The organism is Rhodococcus sp. PML026 (assembly GCF_000963615.1).
GTDB lineage: Bacteria > Actinomycetota > Actinomycetes > Mycobacteriales > Mycobacteriaceae > Rhodococcoides > Rhodococcoides fascians.
In genome coordinates this window covers 961,791-980,200 of record NZ_KQ031376.1, presented here as the reverse complement: position 1 = coordinate 980,200, position 18,410 = coordinate 961,791, and the positions used below count along the sequence as shown (strand labels likewise).

Sequence of the window (18,410 nt, the reverse complement as noted above, 5' to 3'; positions counted from 1 at the left end):
CCGCCGGAGCCGAAGTGCAGCGAGAGCGGGATGTTGGCTTCCTGGGCGAACTCGAACACCGGGTTCCAATGATCGGTATGCCAGGACGGCAAGCCGATGCGGTCCGGGAGTTCGGGGAAGGTCCAGGACTTGACGCCCTTGTCCGCGGTCCGCTTCATCTCCTTGACGGTTTCCTCGACGTCCCAGTACGGCAGACCGGCGAGCGGAATCTGCCGGCCGGGGTCGTAGGCGCACCACTCCTCGATGATGAAATCGTTGTAGGCCCTTGTGCATTCGTTCGCCAATGCGAAGTCCTTCGACTTCTGGAACGTGGAGCCGGCGAAGCCACCGAAGTTGGGGAAGCACAACTGTGCGTGCACACCCTCGGTGTTCATGTCCTTGATGCGGTCCGAGATGTCGTAGCACCCGGGCAGCATGTCGTCGTAGGACCGCGGATCCATTCCGAAATCCTTCGGATCCTTACCGGCTACGGCGTTGAGGGCGAAGTTACCGGCCTTCTGACCCTCGTAGATCCACCAGTCGTTTCCGTCCTCGGCGCGTTCGATGCGCGGGGCGTCATCTTTGAACTTCGACGCCACACGGTCGGTCCACACCCGTGGGTGTTCGATGACGTGGTCGTCGACCGAAATGATCTGTACATCGTCGCCTAGCATGCGCCTTACTCCTCTGGTCCGTTATCTTGGTCACCTATCCGGTAAGCCTTACTGTACGCACAACTAATGGCCTGTGTCACTGGGGTGCGGCTGCGTCTTCGGTCCTGGACGTGGCGGAGCTGGACAGGACAGGGAGGTCGGCGAGGAATTCACCGACCTTGTCCACGAACACCGAATTGTCATCGCCTGCAACCATGTGCCCGGCTCCTTCGACGAGAGTCGATCGGGATCCTGGTATCACCGCGAGCAGTTCCTCGACGCCCTCCTGACTCACGATGTCCGACTGCGCGCCGTGCACCAGTAGCGTCGGGCAGGCCACAGCAGAGGCGGCTCGGATCAACCGATCGTGGTTGTCCTGTGGCTTGTTCAGGTTGGGCCCGAGGCGGTGGAACGCCGGGTCCCAGTGCCAGTACAACCGGCCGTCCTCGCCCACACGCGTGTTCTTGCGGAGACCCTCGATGTTCTTCGGGCGTACCCGGTGCGGCTGATAGGCGGCCACGGCATCGGCGACCTCCTCGAGGTTCGCGAACCCGTTGGGCGCGCCGGTCATGAAATCGGTGATGCGCTTGATGCCGGACGGCTCGATGCGGGGAGTGATGTCCACCAGCACCAGGGCGCGTGCGAAGCCCGGATTCTCACCCTCGGTGATGAGGCTGGTGATACCGCCCATCGACGCCCCGAACACCACCGGGGAGACCGGGTGCCCTGCATCCGCGCCGAGTTGATCGACGATACCGCGAACGTCGTCTGCCAGGTCGTCCATGCCGTACCGCGCCGCGGTGTCCCAGGCGCTCTCGCCGTGACCACGGGAATCGATGGTGAAGACCGTCCATTCTTCGTCGGCGAAGCGGGTGGCCGCGCGGTCCCACGAGTGCCGCGTCTGGCCGCCGCCGTGCAACATGAGAATGGTGCCGCGTGACGTCTCGGCCGCGGGGCCCCATCGATCGGCGGCGATCCGGCCTGCGCCGCCCTGGAAGTCGTGAGTCACTGGAGAGCTCGGAGTCATGGTGTTCTGCTTCCTCGTCTGGTGTGGTGTTCCAGTCCTTACTATCATCTAATCGAAAGCCATACCGTTGCTATATCCACATTGGCGGAGGTAACGTTCGTCCGATGTACAGGTGCGTTCGAGAGTTGACCCACCGTCCGATGCGGGACGGGTCCGCGGTATCCAACGCGCACGTACCGGCCTTTCTGGCGCTCGAAGTGGCCGGATACGCCTGGAACGACGCGCTGGCCGAGGTCAGCGGGGGTGAACTGACCGCAGCGGATGTGGTGATCGTCAACATCGACGCGAACTTCTCCCGTGAGCTGCTCGTCGGCGAGGCCGACTTCTACGTGTCGCTGCGCAGAATCGGTCGCACCTCCTTCACGCTCGAGACGTCCATCGGTCAGGGTGGCACCATCGCGTCGGTCGCCACCTTCACAGTGGCGTACATCCGCGACGGTGCCCCCGCCCCGCTCTCGGACCGGTTCATCGAATTCCTGCGGGTCCTGGAGGTCTAGATGTCTCCGACCCTCGAGCTGAACACGGTGGACGAGCTGTCCACCGGCTCCCTCGAACCGGTCTCCGCCGCGGACGTCGTCAGCTGGATCGACCTGTCCACCACAGCGTCCACTACAGTGTCCACCACCACGGCGTTAGCCGATGTCGTGGTTGCCGTTACCGCTGCAGCGCGTGCATCGCATCGGATACTGATCGGCGTGGGTTGGCCGGGCGCAGGTGTCGCCGACGAGTTGCTCGATGCGCTCACCGTCACGGTGCACGACGATCCCGCCGGTGCCCACGACCGCAGGACCGTCCTGGCCGCACATCTGTACACCGATCTCGACACCGATCTCGATACCGCGCTGGCACGTATGGCCGCGTCGATCGCGGCCACGCCGATGGCCGCGGCGGTGACGTCGCAACTGCTGCGAGCCACTCGATCTCTTCCCGTGCACGAGGCCCTGATCGCCGAATCGTTCGCGTACTCCACCCTGCAGGCCGGGCCGGAATACGCGCGGTGGTTGGCAGCGGCGAACTACCGGCCCACCGCCGAGCACGGCGAGCCGGTGCAGCTCCGCCGCGATGGAGATCGACTGGTGATCACGCTGAACCGTCCGCATCGACACAATGCCCTCGACGCAGCGATGCGTGACGGCTTGGTCGACGCTCTGACGGTGGCGACGATGGATGCGACGATCACCGACGTCCTGCTGTGCGGCAATGGTGCTTCGTTCAGCAGTGGCGGCGATCTGGCCGAGTTCGGTACCGCATCGGACCCCGCCACCGCCCACCTGATCCGTACCCAGCACCGGCCGGGCGAGCAGATACATGCGCTGGCAACACGACTCGGCGACCGGTGCACCGCCTCGGTGCACGGTGCGGTGATGGGCGGAGGCCTGGAACTCGCCGCCTTCGCCGCACGCGTCGTCGCCGCACCGGACTCGAAATTTCTGCTCCCCGAGCTCTCCATGGGACTCCTCCCGGGCGCGGGCGGGACAGTGAGCGTTCCACGCCGAATCGGCCGCTGGCGAGCGGCCTCGATGATCCTCGGCGGCAACATCATCGACGCAACCACAGCGCTCGACTGGGGTCTGGTGGACTCCGTCGAGCCGAACAACAGGAGAATCTGATGGGCGCAGTCATCGTCGAAGCAGTGCGAACACCGGTCGGACGCAAGAAGGGCGGGCTGTCCGGGGTGCACCCGGCCGATCTGTCGGCACTGGTACTGAGCGAACTCGTCAACCGAGCCGGGCTCGACCCGGTGCGCGTGGACGACGTCATCTGGGGTTGTGTGGGGCAGGTCGGTGAGCAGGCGAACGACATCGCCCGCACTGCGGTCCTGTCTGCCGGTTGGCCGGAATCGGTCCCCGGAGTCACCATCGATCGGCAGTGCGGATCATCCCAGCAGGCGCTGAACTTCGCCGTGGCGGGCGTGATCGCCGGACACTACGACGTGGTGGTGGCGGGCGGGGTGGAATCGATGTCCCGCATTACCATCGGGCTAGGCTCCTCCATCGGCGGAAACCCGAGCGGTCCGAAGTTTTTGGAGCGGTACGGGGTGACGCCCAACCAGGGAATCGGAGCGGAGATGATCGCCGAGAAGTGGGCGCTCACCCGCGCCGACGTCGACGCGTTCGCCGTGCGCTCGCACGAACTGGCGGCAGCAGCGCAGGACGCCGGTCGCTTCGATGCGCAGATCGTCCCGGTGACCGCCGCGGACGGCAGCGTCGTCTCGCGGGACGAGGGCATCCGGCGCGGCACCACGGTAGAGACCCTCGCCAAGCTGAAGACGGTCTTCAAGGAAGACGGGGTGATCCACGCGGGCAACGCATCTCAGATCTCCGATGGTGCGGCGGCGCTACTGATCATGAGCGACGAGGCCGCCGCCGAGCACGGTCTGACCCCGATCGCCCGGATCCACACCGCCGTCGTCACCGGCGCCGACCCGGTGATGATGCTCAGCGCACCGATCCCGGCGACCGAGAAGGTGCTGGCGAAATCCGGATTGAATGTGGGCGACATCGGAGTATTCGAGGTCAACGAGGCATTCGCACCGGTGCCGCTGGCGTGGTGGAAAGAAATCGGTGCAGACTTCGATCTGCTCAATCCCAACGGCGGTGCCATCGCGCTCGGTCATCCCCTCGGCGGATCGGGTGCCCGGATCCTGACCGACATGATCAACCACATGCGCAGCAACGACATTCACTACGGGCTGCAGACGATGTGCGAGGGCGGCGGACAGGCCAACGCCACGATCCTGGAACTGCTCTAGTCCCCGGCGACGATCATCTCCTGAGCGAAGCTGGCGGTGATGGTGCCGGACCGGTCGGCCACCGTGCCCGTGTACCACCCCCGCCGGCCGTGCACCGGACCCGAATTCATGGTGACCCGGACCGGGCCGACCCACCGAGGAACGCGGTGGAACCACACGGCGTGGTCCAGGCTCGGTCCCACCGGCCGGTCCGATCCACGCGGTGGTGTCAGCGGAGTCGAGAAATCGGACATGTACGTCAGTGCCGCGGCGTGGATCAACGAATTCTCCGAGGGCAGAGCGGCGTGCGGAACGGCCCAGAAGTCGGTCGGTAGCGCTCCGGGCTGCAACGATTGCGGCAGGTGTACATCGAACCCTGGCGGCGGAGTCTCGAACCGATCGTACTGTGACACATCGGTATCGGGGACGGAGCGCTCGGCTGTGGGATCGTCTTCACCGTGTGCTGCGAACAACGCCGACATCGTGAACAGGGCCCTACCGTCCTGCGAGGCGACGACGCGTCGGGCGGAGAACGTTCTCCCGTCTCGATCGATTTCGACGGCGAAGTCGATGGGCATGTCGGTCCGGCCGCCTCGGATGAAATAGCAGTGCAGCGAGTCCGCGTGCCGGTCCGTCTCGACGGTCGATCCGCACGCGATCAGTGCCTGGCCTGCGACCTGGCCGCCGAACAGGGAGTAACCGGTGTCCTCGACGAAGGTAGATCGAAAGGTGGTGCCGTGCATTCGATCGACGTGCAAGATCTGGGCCAGGGACACGGGCGATGTCGTGCCGGCCTCGTTCGGGGTGCGCGAGCCGTTCGGGTTGTCGATCTGCGTCACGGCGGTCTCGTTTCGGCTGGTCATCGGGCAGGGACGCTGCAGCGCCACTTACCGTAACTATTACCATAGTGCTGCGCTGGGCTACGGGTTCGCGTCCGATGCGTGCGGAAGAGTCATGCGAACGTGCTCGGCCGAGGGTTCTTCGAGCGCGGCACCGAGGGGTAGATGCAGTAGCACCAGATCGGCCGGAGCGCCGACGTGCACGGTGCGCGGGGCTCCTCCAGGATCGTCCGCGGGTGCCAGATATGCGGCGAGAGCTGCTGTTGCGCTCAGAGTTTCGTGCGGCCCGACAACCGCGTCGGTGGCGGTACGCCGCCTCACTGCGGACGCGATGTTCGCCCACGGATCCGACGGCCCGTACGGCGCATCGGAGGACAGTGCGAGGGGCACAGCGGCGTCGACGAGCGAGCGGCACCGGTACAGATCGCCGACGTCCCGTGGATCGACATCGCGAAGGTAGTCGTCACCCCGATCGGCGAGGAAACCGGGCTGCGTGACGACCGTGAGGCCGTGGCGTCGAATCTCGGGTATCGACTCCTCTGGAGTCAGTGCGCCGTGCTCGATGCGGTCCCCGGGGACCGCCCCCACCTGATCGAGCGCCAGCAGCAGAATCAGCAGGTTCTCCCGTGAGACGCAGTGCGCTGCAACGGCTCTCCCACTCCGATGAATGTGTTCGATCAGCGCCGCCAGCTCGGTGAGGTCCGGTGGATCGGAGTCCGCGAGCACGATCTTGTACGGACCCACCGTCACGTTCGGGGGCCTGGGGCCCTCGATGGGACTGCCCAGCAGGTGCACTCGCTGGCGAAGCGCACCGGATCCGGCGGCGTCCGCGATTGCCTGTTGCGAGGTGGGCGTCAGGTCTGGAGTCGCGTCGGTGACCGCGGTGATTCCGAATGCGTCGAGTGTGCGGCTCACCTCCGTCAGGTCCGGTGGCCCGGTGCTCGGCAAGCGGGTGCGGAGCCAGTCGTCGGCCCGCCACAATCGACCCGTCGGCTCGCCGGAGGCGGTTCGTTCGATTCCCGGATGATCCGCCGATGCAAGTCCGACCTGCTGCACGGCAACGGAATTGAGCATCCACATCGCCCCGCTACGATGCTGGATGCGCACCGGCGACGCGCTGTACAGGGCGTCGAGACTCGCGCAGTCCAGCTCGCCTGCCACGGTCTCGATGTACCCGACGCCCCGAATCCATCCGCCGCGTGCACTCGCCCGTCCCAGTGACGTGGCAAGTTCGGTTCGATTGCGGACCGCAGGCGGACCGCATCGAACCGAGTCCGCGTCGGCGGCCATCGCATGCAGGTGCAGATGATGGTCGGTGAGACCGGGAATGAGCGCGCCACCGCGAGCGTCGATGGAGTGGGCTGTGCTGCGGCGTAGATCCGGGCCGATCGCCACGATCGTTCCGTTCACCACCAGCACATCGGTGCCCGATCGCCCGTCGACCTCAGCATTGCGAAACAGTATGTCGCTCATGCGATACCGAGTTCCCGCAGTACCTCGGCGGTATCGGCTCCGGGTGCAGGGGCAGAGCCCGTCGGCGCGCGGTACTGCGGTGGTGTTGCGAGACCCGGTGCCGGTCGTGAGGGTGCAACAGTCGGACCCGCCAGGGTCGCGCTCACCACCGCTGACATCGAGATATCCCACATGCGGCCGCCCGCACCGGACATCGCGCAGGCAGCGGCCGTCAGTCCGGCCAGGGGATCCGCGATCGCGTCGCCGACGAACAAAGGTGCTCCGTCGTCATCCAGGGCCACCAGTCCGCTCGAGGCGGCGACGTCGTCACCGAATCCGACTCGATTTCGTAGTCGGCCGTGCGAGGTTATTGAGATCCAGGTCGTACCGCGTCGTACGTGCTCCTTCGCGTCCAGCCCGAATGCGGCAAGTGCGCGAGGGCGGGACGCCTCTATGACTATATCGGCTGCAGCGACCAGAGATTGGAGCCTGCGGCGCTCCCGAGGTGCGGTTGGGTCAAGGATGACGGATCTATGCCCACCGTGTAACAGGCGGTAAAACTCGGCGTTGCCACGACGGGCGCCGTCGGGCCGCGTCGGAGTTTCTACCTTCACGACACGTGCGCCAGCCAGACCGAGCAGATGTGCGCACAGCGGCCCAGCCCACAGCGCGCTGAAGTCGACCACCAGCATTCCGTCGACGTCTCGGGGAGGTCCCGGTTGCGGCGGAGCGGACGGAGGGCTCCAGCCCACCGAGCCGCCCGCGATCCCCAGCAACTCGGCGCGGTCGTCGAAATCGGCATTCGAGTGCCGGGCGATCCATTTCGCCACCGGGGGCCACGGGTCTTCGCCAATCTCGGCCGAGATCAGTGCGGCTAGCAGCGCAACGTCGTCGGGTCGGGCACAGGACACAGCCGCCCATCCGTCGGCGGATTCGAGCAACCTGCTCCGGCCTCCCAGCGACATGGCACCCGCACGCGTCCAACCCGTGAACGCCGCTCGTTCGGCGAGCAGGCGCGCCCCATCCAGGCAAACCCGTCCACCCGTCGCGGTGTCTATATGTCGGGTCAGCGCCCGGGCAGCCGACGCAGCATCACCCGGCGGCAACAGGGCCGGACCGTCGACCCGGCCGGTGAGTTCGACAATGCCACTCTCGGACCAGTCGCACTGGGATTGAAAAGCGGACATGACCGTCAGCTTAGGCTGCGAGGACACGGCTTTCACAGAATGCAGACTCGTACGCTGCCAGAGTCCATGTGTGCACCCAGTCAGGGCTTAGGCGGAGGTTGCACCGCATCTTTTCACTGCTAACGAGGTGGACAGAGTGTGCTTTCTTCAGTGATCGCGGTGCAGGTAGGAAGACCGAAGAATCGGCGCTCGTACTCAACGGTGCAGTCGACGACCACCGAAGCCGGTGTGGGCACCCCCGCGGACGACATCCACGCTGCGAAACGCTGACGAAATTTGTTGCTAGTGGCTGGATATGCGCTGCCCAGCCTGCCTGTTGATCGAATGACTACGACCGGCGTCGTGCCCATCGTTCGAATGACTGGACGCCTATCCGAAAGATGTTGCGCCGACGAAGGAACGCTTCCGTGAAGCCCTCCTCCCACTGGTTTGGAGGCGGAGAGGTGCCTGTGAGTTTCAGGTCCGGACTGTCTGTCGATCTCCGTTGCCTCACGCGCTCGCGGCCAGAGCCGTGCTGACCTACATCGGCGCGTTGGTAGCTACCACTGAAGAACGGTTCGTCGGCCAACGCAGGACCGCGATGCAAGCCCGGCAGGGCCGCACAACCACCCACCGCACGCTCACGTCGCTCGATGAAATCACCATCAGCGTCCAGCAGGGGCACCAGAACAGCCCCCCGCTGACGGTTGCGACGCGATAGGGCTGTATGTGTGCCGACGACCTCCTCCTGGCCTCCGGCAAAGTGATCACCGGGCAACTCTCGACCCGGCAATCAGCTCGCAGGTCACGTCTGCGCCGGACATTGGCAGCGACGGCACACTTGCCTTGTACGCCGCGGTTCGGCACAGCACCGTTACTACAGTCCAGGCACTCGTCGCCCGTTCCGCGACAAGATTGGGTGCGTTCCGGGCGACTCGGTCATGTGCGCGGTTCTGCACCGGCGGTGTCGACGCGAACAGTGTCACCGCCGGCGCGTTTCGCGGTGTACATTGCCGAGTCGGCCCGGCTGCACGTCTGCTCGAAATCAGTGAGGAGGGTGGCAGCGTCGGTGTGTGCGATACCGATACTCACTGTTGCTCCAGCGTCGGCGTGCGAGACGAAGTGCTCTCGCAGCGCTTCGGCGCTTTCGACCGCGACTGCGGGATCGACGTGGGTGAGTACCACGAATTCTTCACCGCCCGAGCGGGCGGTGATCGCCGGATGCACGAACACGGTGTGGATAGCATTGGCGGCCGCGCGCAGGACGACATCGCCGTGGGTGTGGCCGAATCGGTCGTTGATCCGTTTGAAGTCGTCGAGGTCGATCACCATGACCGTCGCCGTTCCCGCCTGATTGCCGTACTCGGCGATTGCCGCGTCGAGTCCGCGTCTGTTGCGCAGTCCGGTGAGCGGATCGTAGAAGGCCGTGGCGGCATCGCGGCGCAGAAACAACAGGAGCGTCTGAGTGAGAACCGGTGCGGAGAACAACACGAGTATCAGCAGAAGCAGGTGGGCGTAGGCGAGGACAATATCGGAATCCGGCGCGGTGATCGCGCGGGCGAACAGGATTGCGACGACAGCGACGGCCCACACCTGATGAGCAAGAAACATTTTCGGGCTGTGATAAGTCGCGACGTAGCTACCGATGACTCCCAATGCTGCTGCGAACCCCAACGCGACCTCTGGGTGCGACCACATCAGCAGCGATGTGGTCGCGCTGATCTCGAGGTAGAGCACGTACACCCGTGAGAGGGTCTTGGTGGGCCAGGGACCGCGGATCCACATCACCCCGAGGACGGCATTGGTCGCCGCGGCGACGAGCGCGAACACCCGCCCGACGCCGTCAGGGATCCCGTCAGGTGTGTATGCCACGAGAATGCACAACACCGCGTACAGCCAGCACCAAGTACCCACAGCGATGTGGGCGCGGCGGAGAAGGGGATTGCTGCGGTGATAAGCAGTGGTCCAGGCGTAGTCGGCGGGATGGTCCCACCATCGTCGAAGTTCACGCATGCTCGCGTTCGGCCTGTCATTCGAAGTAGACGCCACCGCGGCCCGGTAGGCTACCGGGCCGACCCCTCGTCCCTGGGTGACCGCATTCATTGAAGCAGACACAGACCGCGCAGGCTCCACCTCGGCGGCAATCCGCTTTCCTCACTCCGGATCACGTCGCCAAAGCCGATGCGGGTGCCGTTCGGGCCGGGTGCGCTGGCGGCGATGATCACCTCGTCGCCGTCTACGAGAAAGGTTCGGGTTTGACTGCCGATGGTGACGGGTTCCTTTCCGCCCTATGTTAGTTCGATGAAGGCTCCGCGCTGGTTCTTGTCGTGCCCGGAGCTCGTGCCGAGAGGGCATCGCGTTGATGAGCACTCTCGAGGACCTCGGCACCTGCTTACTGGACTGGTTGCTGAGGTTGCGTGGGTCTCGATCTTGAGGCTGCAAGGAGCGGTGGTCGCGCGTCGATGACGCGGCCTATGCCGTCTGGCAATTGTCCTCGAAGGTAAAGGCTGGTTTCCACGCCTTTGCGTTCTCAGCCGGCCCGCATGGGGCAGCGCGGTCAGCAGCATGTCGCTCGAAGGCGAGGGCGTCACTGCGACTGAGAGCTTTCGAACTCAACTCACAGTGTTGAGCACGTAGCCGTGCTTAGGAGATGATTACGTCCTACAAAAATTCGGCCTGGGTGACCCGTACGGGGTTTGCGGCAATCTTCTGCATGCGCCTAAGCAGCTCGAGAATACCGGCGAGATGATCGGCGTAAAGAGCGCAACTCTTGAAACTTGAGTTTAAACCATCGCGTTGTGGTCGTCGAGCATACCGCTCCAGGTCAGGAGCTTTGTCAACATTTCTTGACGGTGCGGTAACTGCGGTTTACGTCGGGCGCGCCCGAGGCCATCGTGTTCGCACGGCGAGATCGGTGCCAACACTCGCAGTCACCTGCTGCGTCGTCGGACCTCCGCGCTCGTCGACGCACCGACCAGTTGGAACTGCTCAGCCTAGGTGGCACCGGGCCCGCTAACCGGGCAGACGTTGTTGGACTGCGTGAGACTTCGCAGGACGCTCGACCCTGGAACTCACTCAACACTTACTCAACACTTTGATTGGAAGTCACAGCTGGACAAGCTGATCGAACCTGGCCGAGTCCGTTGTGCACCGCAGTCCGGATTCGGAAGTCATTGTCCGTCAGCGTTGGGTCCTCGGTCGGTCACAGTGCCGAGAGTTCTCTTTGGTACGCCGGTGCGACTCGCTCACAGGTGAATGTCGACGCGCTGGTCGGGCTGCATAGTGAGCAAGGTGAGTGCGCGGTGAGTCGGTAACGCTGATTGTCGGCGGCCCCGGGGTATCTTCTCTCACCATGCCCGCATTCACCGATCTCCTCGCGGCTTGTTCTGCGGATCCGCGCGTGAGGGGTAGGCAGTTCGAAGACCTGTGCATGTGGTTCCTGGCGAACGATCCCCAGTATCGCAACGTCCTCCGACGTGTCTGGTTGTGGGACGACTGGCCTGGACGGTGGGGTGCGGACGCGGGCATCGACCTGGTTGCGGAGGATCAGGAGGGGCGGCTGTGGGCGGTTCAAGCCAAGGCCTACGGCGCGCAATACTCCGTCACTAAGGCTGACGTGGACACGTTCCTGTCCGAGTCGTCCAGGAGGCAGTTCCACTATCGCCTCCTCATCGCAACCACTGACCGGATACACCACGTCGCACGGAGAACTATCGACGCCCAGGAGAAGCCGGTAGGACTGCTGGGCCTCAGCGATCTTGTCACGGCAGACGTCGCGTGGCCGCCCGACCCCACGTCGTTGCAACCATCCCCACGACCGAAACCTGCTCGACCACACGACTATCAACGTGAGGCAATTGATGCTGTGGTCGCAGGGTTCGCCGCCGCTGATCGCGGGCAACTGATCATGGCGTGCGGGACTGGAAAGACGCTCACGGCGCAGTTCATCAGCACGGCGCTCGACGCGCAGCGCACGCTGATCTTGGTCCCGTCACTCTCTCTCCTGAAGCAGACGATGCGGGTGTGGCAGACACAGGCGCCAGTCGAGTTGCTGCCGGTGTGCTCCGACGAGACCGTGTCACGTACCGAGGACAGCCCGATCGAGAACGTGAGCGAACTCGGCCTACCGGTTACGACGGATCCCGTCGGTATTTCTGAATTCTTGCGCAGGCAGTCCGGCCCCCGAGTCGTCCTGTGCACTTATCAGTCCTCCTCACAGATTGCCGAAGCGTTCACGCTCGCCGACGTGCCACCATTCGACTTGGTGATAGCTGATGAGGCGCACCGTTGTACCGGTCAGCAGTCGTCGCCTTTCTCGACTGTGCTCGACGGCACGCGGATCAAGGCGGACCGCCGGCTTTTTATGACCGCCACACCCCGGTATTTCACCGGGCGAATCATCAAAGCCGCGAACGATGTTGATCTCGAAGTCGCCTCGATGGACGACGAGACCATTTTCGGAAAGGTATTCCATCGACTCGGGTTCAGCGAAGCGATCAGCCGTGACCTTCTCACCGACTACCAGGTAGCGATCGTCGGGGTCGACGACGCCACTTACCGCAATTACACGGAGAACGGCACTCTAGTGGCCCGCTCGGGCGCGGACGTCACGGACGCACGTTCCCTCGCCGGTCAGATCGGGCTGGCGAAGGCGATGCGCACGTACGACCTTCGGCGAGTCATCAGCTTTCACTCTCGGGTGGCTCGTGCCCGGACCTTCGCCGCCGAGATGCCCTCGGTGATCGAGTGGATGCCGGACATCGAGCGCCCGTCCGGAAGTCTGTGGTCGACCCACACATCGGGGGAGATGTCTGCCGGCGCGCGCCACGTCTTGCTCCAGCAGCTCACTCACCTAGGGGACGATGAACGCGGCCTGCTGGCCAATGCCCGGTGCCTCGCCGAGGGGGTCGATGTGCCGACGCTCGATGGCGTCGCATTCATCGACCCGCGCCGCTCCGAAGTCGACATCGTACAAGCGGTCGGCAGGGCAATCCGGAGAGCCGACGACAAGGCAATCGGCACCATCGTCATCCCCGTCTTCGTCGACGGCGACGCGGATCCCGAAGCAGCACTAAATGATTCCGCGTTCAAGCCGGTGTGGGACATCATCAAAGCGTTGAGGGCACACGACGACGACCTGGCCGAGCAGATCGATACGCTTCGCCGCGACATGGGCCGACTCGGGCGCGCACCGCGAGTGCCGGACAAGATACACCTCGACATGCCCGTTCAGATCGGCGAAGACTTCGCCCGAGCGTTCGATGCCCGACTCGTCGAACAGACGGCGCAGCCATGGGATTTCTGGTTCGGACTCCTGGAACGGTACGTAGACGAGCGCGGAGACGCGGCGGTACTGCAGACGCACACTGTCGACGGCCACCGACTCGGTACCTGGGTCTCGATACAACGCACCCACAGATCGAAGGGCCGCCTGAGCGCAATTCGGCAACAACTTCTCGAAGCCCTACCGCGATGGAGCTGGGACCCCAAGGCAGATCAGTGGGAAGACGGATACCGGCACCTCCGCGAATACGTCATTGTGCATGGTACTGCCGAGATCCGCGACGACTACGTGTGCGACGACGAGTACCGCCTCGGGAAATGGGTCGGTAAACAGCGCAGCAAATGGTCCGCCGTGCAGACTCATCGCAAGGAACGGCTCGAGGAACTTCCCGGGTGGACCTTGGATGCCCGAACCGCTCTGTGGGAAAAGTCATTCACAGCGCTCGCGAAGTACGTGCAGGAGCACGGCCACGCGAATCCACCAAGAGGCTTGGCCGTCGAGGGCATCGATATCGAGACATGGGTCCGCCGCCAGCGGCGCCATTGGGACGAGCTGACCGACGAGCGACGGCGACGACTGCGGGACCTTCCTGGGTGGACACTTAACGCGGTCGAAGAAAAGTGGAATACGGGCTACCGGCATCTCGTGGCGTACGTCGAGAAAGTCGGCAGTGCAGAGGTTCTGCAGTCGTACGATGCAGATGACGGTTACGCCTTGGGTAAATGGGTCAGCGTTCAACGCCGTACATGGGACAAGATGACTGCGGGGCGGCGTAACAAACTCGCCGAGCTCCCGGGCTGGACATTGGATGCGAGAGGGGGCTGGTGGGAGGAGTGGTTCACCAGCCTCAAGGCGTACGTGGCGGAGCATGGAGACGCACGAGTACCAGGCTCCTATGTCACGGCGGATGGTGCCAAACTCGGCGGGTGGGTGAGCAATCTCAGGTCGACGTGGGACTCGTTGGCTGACGAGCGACGTAAACGGCTCGAACGACTTCCTGGATGGTCGCCGAACACACGGGATGACTCGTGGGAAAACTGGTTTCGGCTGCTCGAAGTCTATGTGGCGCAACACGGGACGGCTCGTGTTGCACAGGCATACGTGACCAAAGACGGGAAACGTCTCGGATCCTGGGTGGCCAATCAGAAAACGAAGTGGCAAACCTTGAGCGGTGAGAAACAGCAGCGGCTAGCGAACATCCCCGGGTGGGCGCGCAATGTTGCGGATACTCAGTGGGAGGAAGGTTACGCGCACCTCGTTGCGTACGCCGAGGAGAATGGCGACACCCTGGTGAAGGCAAGACACGAAGTAGACGGCTTCAAACTGGGTCAATGGGTCGTAACTCAGCGAGCACGGTGGGACTCGCTCCCTGAGGAGCGGCAGGCCAAGCTGAGGGCAATGCCTGGGTGGACCGTGTCAGTTCACGACACTCGCTGGGAAGAGGCATACCTACAACTCAAGCAATACGTCGACCAGAACGGACATGCGAGCCCGCCTCAGACCTACGCAAACGTTAGCGGGTTCAAACTTGGTACCTGGGTTGCCGGGCAACGTCAGGGCAGGGCCAAGGGTCGGCTCAGTGAAGACCGTTGCAAACGGCTTGCGGCGCTATCCGGTTGGGTGTGGAACGCCGTACCCCGGTCCCGCAACTAACTCCGTTCACCCGTTCGATGGTTAGCCGTTGCCCCAGTTCCAGCCCGGCAAAGACTCCAGTTTTGCTGATCGCTCGGCTTTCATGTTGTCCCTCCCACGCCACTGCTCCCGAACCCACCAGCCGAGTTTCACGCCTTGTTCTATGTGTTCGTCCGGGGGCTTGATGCGCCCTTCGCGGGCGACATATTGCTCTAGCATCTCGAATTTTTGGTTCCAGATGTGATCGATTTTTGTGCCCCAGAACCAGCCGGGTATGGCTTCCAACTGAGCTTGTTTGTCAGAGTCGAGTCTTGTGTGCTCACGCCGACGGAGCCTGGCCCATTGACCGATCTTCAGGCCGTCCTCGACGAAGTCGACCGGAACGTTTGCATGGCCTTCCCTTCGTGCGTAGGAACGCAGCAGCTCAAGGTGCTGCGTCCAGGAGTCATCGTTGGCGTTCCAGGTCCATCCGGGCACAGATTCCAATCGGCGTCTTCGGTCCTCAGTCATCGCGGTGCGGTTTGTCCGTTGCTCGCCGACCCAGACCCCCAGGTTGACGTCGGCGGCAACAAACCCGCGAGGGACCCTAGTGTGCCTTTCGCGCTCGGCAAAGGCGGTGACCGCGGCGTACCCCAGTTCCCACGCTTCGGCGAACGGATCCCATGACCATCCTGGTACCGCTTCCAGCAGGTCCCGGCGTTCCTGCGTAATGTCGGCGCGGTTGGCCCGTTGCTCTCGAACCCAGCTGCCGATGTTCGCCCCATCTTCCTTTAAGCCTTGCGGAACGAGAGCATGTCCTTCTCGTCTCTGATACTGCTTGAGCAGTTCGAGCTTCTGCTGCCACATCGCGGCTCGTGCGTCCCACACCCAACCAGGCAACGACTGCAGACGCTCCCGGTCGTCTTCGGGTAAGTCATCTCGATTCTTCCGCTGGACGGTGACCCATTTTCCGAGCCGGTAGCCGTTCTCCGCGTGGTTGTTGGGGACGCGTGCGTGGCCTTCGCGTGAGACGAAAGTCAGAAGAATCCCGTATCCGCGGTCCCATTTTTCGGTCTGTGGCGTCCAGGACCAACCCGGCAGAGCCTCCAGGAGCGCTCTCCGAGCTGCGGACATCTCGTCACGGTGGGTTCGCTGCGACGCAACCCACTGCCCGAGCCTCACACCATTGACGACCAAGCGCGGAGCAGGCTGCGCACGTCCCTCTCGCTCGGTGAAGGTCCTCAATGCCTGGTAATTCTGAGCCCAATTGACTTCACGGGTGTCCCACACCCAACCCGATAGTGCTTCGAGCTCCCGTGTCCTTTCTTCAGGCAACTCACCTCGTTTGTACAGACCACGCTGTGTCGCAACCCAGCTCCGGAGGTTGAAGTCACCGACCGCGTATGGAAAAGGAACGTCGGCGTGGCCATGTTCGGCTACGAAATTCTCCATGAGTTGAATCCATGTACTCCATTGATCCGCCAGTACGTCCCACGTCCACCCGGGGAGTCGATCCAGCGCGGACCGCCTGTGGTCGCTGAGGGTCTTGTTAGTCAAAGCGATCCGTTGGACGCTCGCCCATTGCCCGAGCGCATACCCGTCGACGACGTAGTCGACGGCCACCCTTGAGGTGCCCTTGTCTGCGGCGTATTGCTCCAGCATCCCGTACCAGAAATACCAGGGGGCACTCGTCTTCTCGATCAAACGAACATCGAACGCATCGACGAATGCCTTCCCGACGGTGTGCGCCACGTCCAGGTGAATCTTATCCGGAATGCGTGCGCGCCCACCCGTGCGGCCGAGTTCGCGGCGCATCTCGTCGATCTGCTCCGCCAGCTGTTCGTCGTGAGAGCGCAGAGCAGTAACGACACGCCAGACCGACTTGAATGATGAATCTTTGAGTGCGGTTTCGGGATCCGCGGCGGTATCGATGAATACTGGAATGACAATGGTTCCGACGGTTTTGTTCTCGGCCAGCCGAATTGCCCGCCCGACGGCCTGAACGATGTCTACCTCCGAGCCCCTCGGGTCGATAAAGGCGATGCCGTCGAGGGTGGGAACATCGACGCCTTCGCCGAGACATCTTGCGTTGGAAAGCAATCCGCGCTCCCCATCATCGAGGTGACGAAGACGTTGAAGGCGGACATGCCGCTCGCCGGACGACATCTCGCCCGAGGCGAACCCGGTCCACAATGTTCCCGGGGGCCGCTGCTCCGCGGGCATCCATTCGAGAATGTCGGGCATTTCCGCCGCAAACCGCTTGGCGCGAAGCACACGGGAGTGGAAGCTGATCACGCGGCGAAGGTCATATTTTCGCATCGCTTTCGCAAGCCCGATCTGGCTGGCGAGGGTACGTGCGTCGGTGTCCTGGTCCTGTCGACGGATCAGAACGCCGTTGGTCGCCCACTCACGAAATGTCGAGTTGTCGACCCCGACGACAGCGACTTTGTAATCGGTGAGTAGTCCGCGTCGAATGGCTTGTCCGAAACTCAGACGGTGGAACACCTCCCCGAATTTCGTGGCGTCGTCCATCGACGCGACTTCCATCTCCGAGCCACGCGCCGCCGTCAGCACCCGTCCGGTGTAGTAGCGCGGTGTCGCCGTCATGAACAGCCGCCGGCGGGCTGCGATGGCGTTCGAGTCGAGAATCGTTGCGAATACAGTTGATTCGTCGCCCGCGACACGGTGACTCTCGTCCGCGATGGCCAGGTCGAAGTGCGGGACTTGTCCGAGGGCGAATGCTTTCGCGATCTGCGGCGAGGACTGATACGTCGAAAACACCACACGTGGTCCACTGCGTTGAAGGAACTCGGCGATCTCGGCGGGGTCGTTCTGAACTGGGAGGCACAGCTCGCTGGTGTACGCCAAGGCTGCGTCGTCCTGGGTGACGGTTTCATCGGAGCAGACTGGTAGCGCCTCGAACGGTTCGGTCGCGTTCGTCCTCCATACCGCCATCGCCTGCTTCAGCAGGGACAAGGACGGCAACAGAACCAGGGCTCGTTGCGCGTGGAGTTCTTGCTTGATGAACAGAGCCGTGAGCGTCTTTCCTGTACCGCACGCCATGACGAGCTGACCACGGTCGGCGTTCTGGAAGCCGTCCACGACGTTGTCGACCGCTTCGGTCTGGTGATCGCGCGGTAGGGCCGGCTGCGGTGGTGGGATGGGATGTAGAAGGTCCGGGGACTCCGCCCAGTCGATCTCGGCAGTTTGGAGGTCGGCCAGGCCGATCAAGCCGACCGGTTTCTCCTGGGCGTCGATAGTTCTCCGTGCGACGTGGTGTATCCGGTCAGTGGTTGCGATGAGGAGGCGATAGTGGAACCGCTTCCTGGACGACTCGGACAGGAACTTGTCGACGTCGTTCTTCCTGACGGCGCGATCCGAGGCATATGCCTTCGCCTGTACCGCCCAGAGTTTTCCTTCGTTGTCTTCGACCACGAGGTCGATACCGGCGTCGCTGCCCCATCTGTGCTCCCAGTGGTCCCAGAGCCAGACATTGCGAACAGTTTGTCGGTAGTACGCGTCGTTCTCGAGGTACCACTTGCAGATGCGTTCGAACTGCCTGCCCCGGATGTGGTTGTCCTTGGAGAGGTTGCCGTACAGGGTGGCGAATGTGCCCATCCTGGAGACGATAACCGTCCTTGCCGACCGGCTCGTTTCCTTCACGGGTT

Annotated in this window: 11 protein-coding genes and 1 pseudogene; 4 read left to right on the top strand and 8 right to left on the bottom strand. The window is 63.5% G+C overall.

Annotated features, from left to right (window positions below; all coding sequences use genetic code 11):
• The coding region (locus VF34_RS24115; RefSeq protein ID WP_045842088.1) for an amidohydrolase family protein at positions 1-653 on the bottom strand (653 nt) is incomplete at its 3' end.
• A gap of 76 nt (positions 654-729) precedes the next feature.
• A complete protein-coding gene (locus tag VF34_RS24110; protein ID WP_032374745.1) occupies positions 730-1,659 on the bottom strand; it encodes an alpha/beta fold hydrolase in 930 nt (309 codons plus the stop codon).
• 104 nt (positions 1,660-1,763) lie between these two features.
• Between VF34_RS24110 and VF34_RS24105 the strand changes: the two genes are divergently transcribed.
• The 3 genes from VF34_RS24105 to VF34_RS24095 are packed head-to-tail and all read left to right on the top strand — an operon-like array spanning position 1,764 to position 4,411.
• Positions 1,764-2,156, top strand: coding sequence for an acyl-CoA thioesterase family protein (locus VF34_RS24105; RefSeq protein WP_045842087.1), 393 nt, complete (start codon positions 1,764-1,766; stop codon positions 2,154-2,156).
• A complete protein-coding gene (locus VF34_RS24100) occupies positions 2,157-3,269 on the top strand; it encodes an enoyl-CoA hydratase/isomerase family protein (protein WP_052718710.1) in 1,113 nt (370 codons plus the stop codon).
• Entirely contained in the window at positions 3,266-4,411 is a 1,146-nt protein-coding gene (locus tag VF34_RS24095) for a thiolase family protein (RefSeq protein WP_196249575.1), read from the top strand. The genes VF34_RS24100 and VF34_RS24095 overlap by 4 nt, the downstream gene beginning before the upstream one ends.
• Here VF34_RS24095 and VF34_RS24090 read toward each other — a convergent pair.
• The 5 genes and pseudogenes from VF34_RS24090 to VF34_RS25670 all read right to left on the bottom strand — a co-directional run.
• Positions 4,408-5,253 (bottom strand): acyl-CoA thioesterase, encoded by an 846-nt coding sequence (locus VF34_RS24090; RefSeq protein WP_052063075.1) that lies wholly within the window; start codon positions 5,251-5,253, stop codon positions 4,408-4,410. The genes VF34_RS24095 and VF34_RS24090 overlap by 4 nt on opposite strands.
• 57 nt (positions 5,254-5,310) lie before the next feature.
• Positions 5,311-6,702 carry an amidohydrolase family protein gene (locus tag VF34_RS24085; RefSeq protein WP_032374743.1) on the bottom strand — a complete coding sequence of 464 codons (1,392 nt, stop codon included), beginning with the start codon at positions 6,700-6,702 and terminating at the stop codon, positions 5,311-5,313.
• Positions 6,699-7,868: a CoA transferase gene (locus tag VF34_RS24080; RefSeq protein ID WP_032374742.1), complete on the bottom strand. Its 1,170-nt coding sequence runs from the start codon at positions 7,866-7,868 to the stop codon at positions 6,699-6,701. Before VF34_RS24080 ends, VF34_RS24085 begins: the two co-directional genes overlap by 4 nt.
• Before the next feature lie 918 nt (positions 7,869-8,786).
• Entirely contained in the window at positions 8,787-9,860 is a 1,074-nt protein-coding gene (locus tag VF34_RS24070; protein WP_032374740.1) for a GGDEF domain-containing protein, read from the bottom strand.
• Between the two features lie 86 nt (positions 9,861-9,946).
• Positions 9,947-10,192, bottom strand: a pseudogene (locus VF34_RS25670) (hypothetical protein); the annotation flags it as partial.
• A gap of 1,055 nt (positions 10,193-11,247) precedes the next feature.
• On the opposite strand from VF34_RS25670, the gene VF34_RS24065 reads away from it, so the two are divergent.
• On the top strand, positions 11,248-14,784 hold the full coding sequence (locus VF34_RS24065) for a DEAD/DEAH box helicase (protein WP_231578266.1): 3,537 nt from the start codon (positions 11,248-11,250) through the stop codon (positions 14,782-14,784).
• A gap of 21 nt (positions 14,785-14,805) precedes the next feature.
• Here VF34_RS24065 and VF34_RS24060 read toward each other — a convergent pair whose 3' ends face one another.
• Positions 14,806-18,360, bottom strand: coding sequence for a DEAD/DEAH box helicase (locus VF34_RS24060; RefSeq protein WP_080733372.1), 3,555 nt, complete (start codon positions 18,358-18,360; stop codon positions 14,806-14,808).
• Between the last annotated feature and the right edge of the window lie 50 nt (positions 18,361-18,410).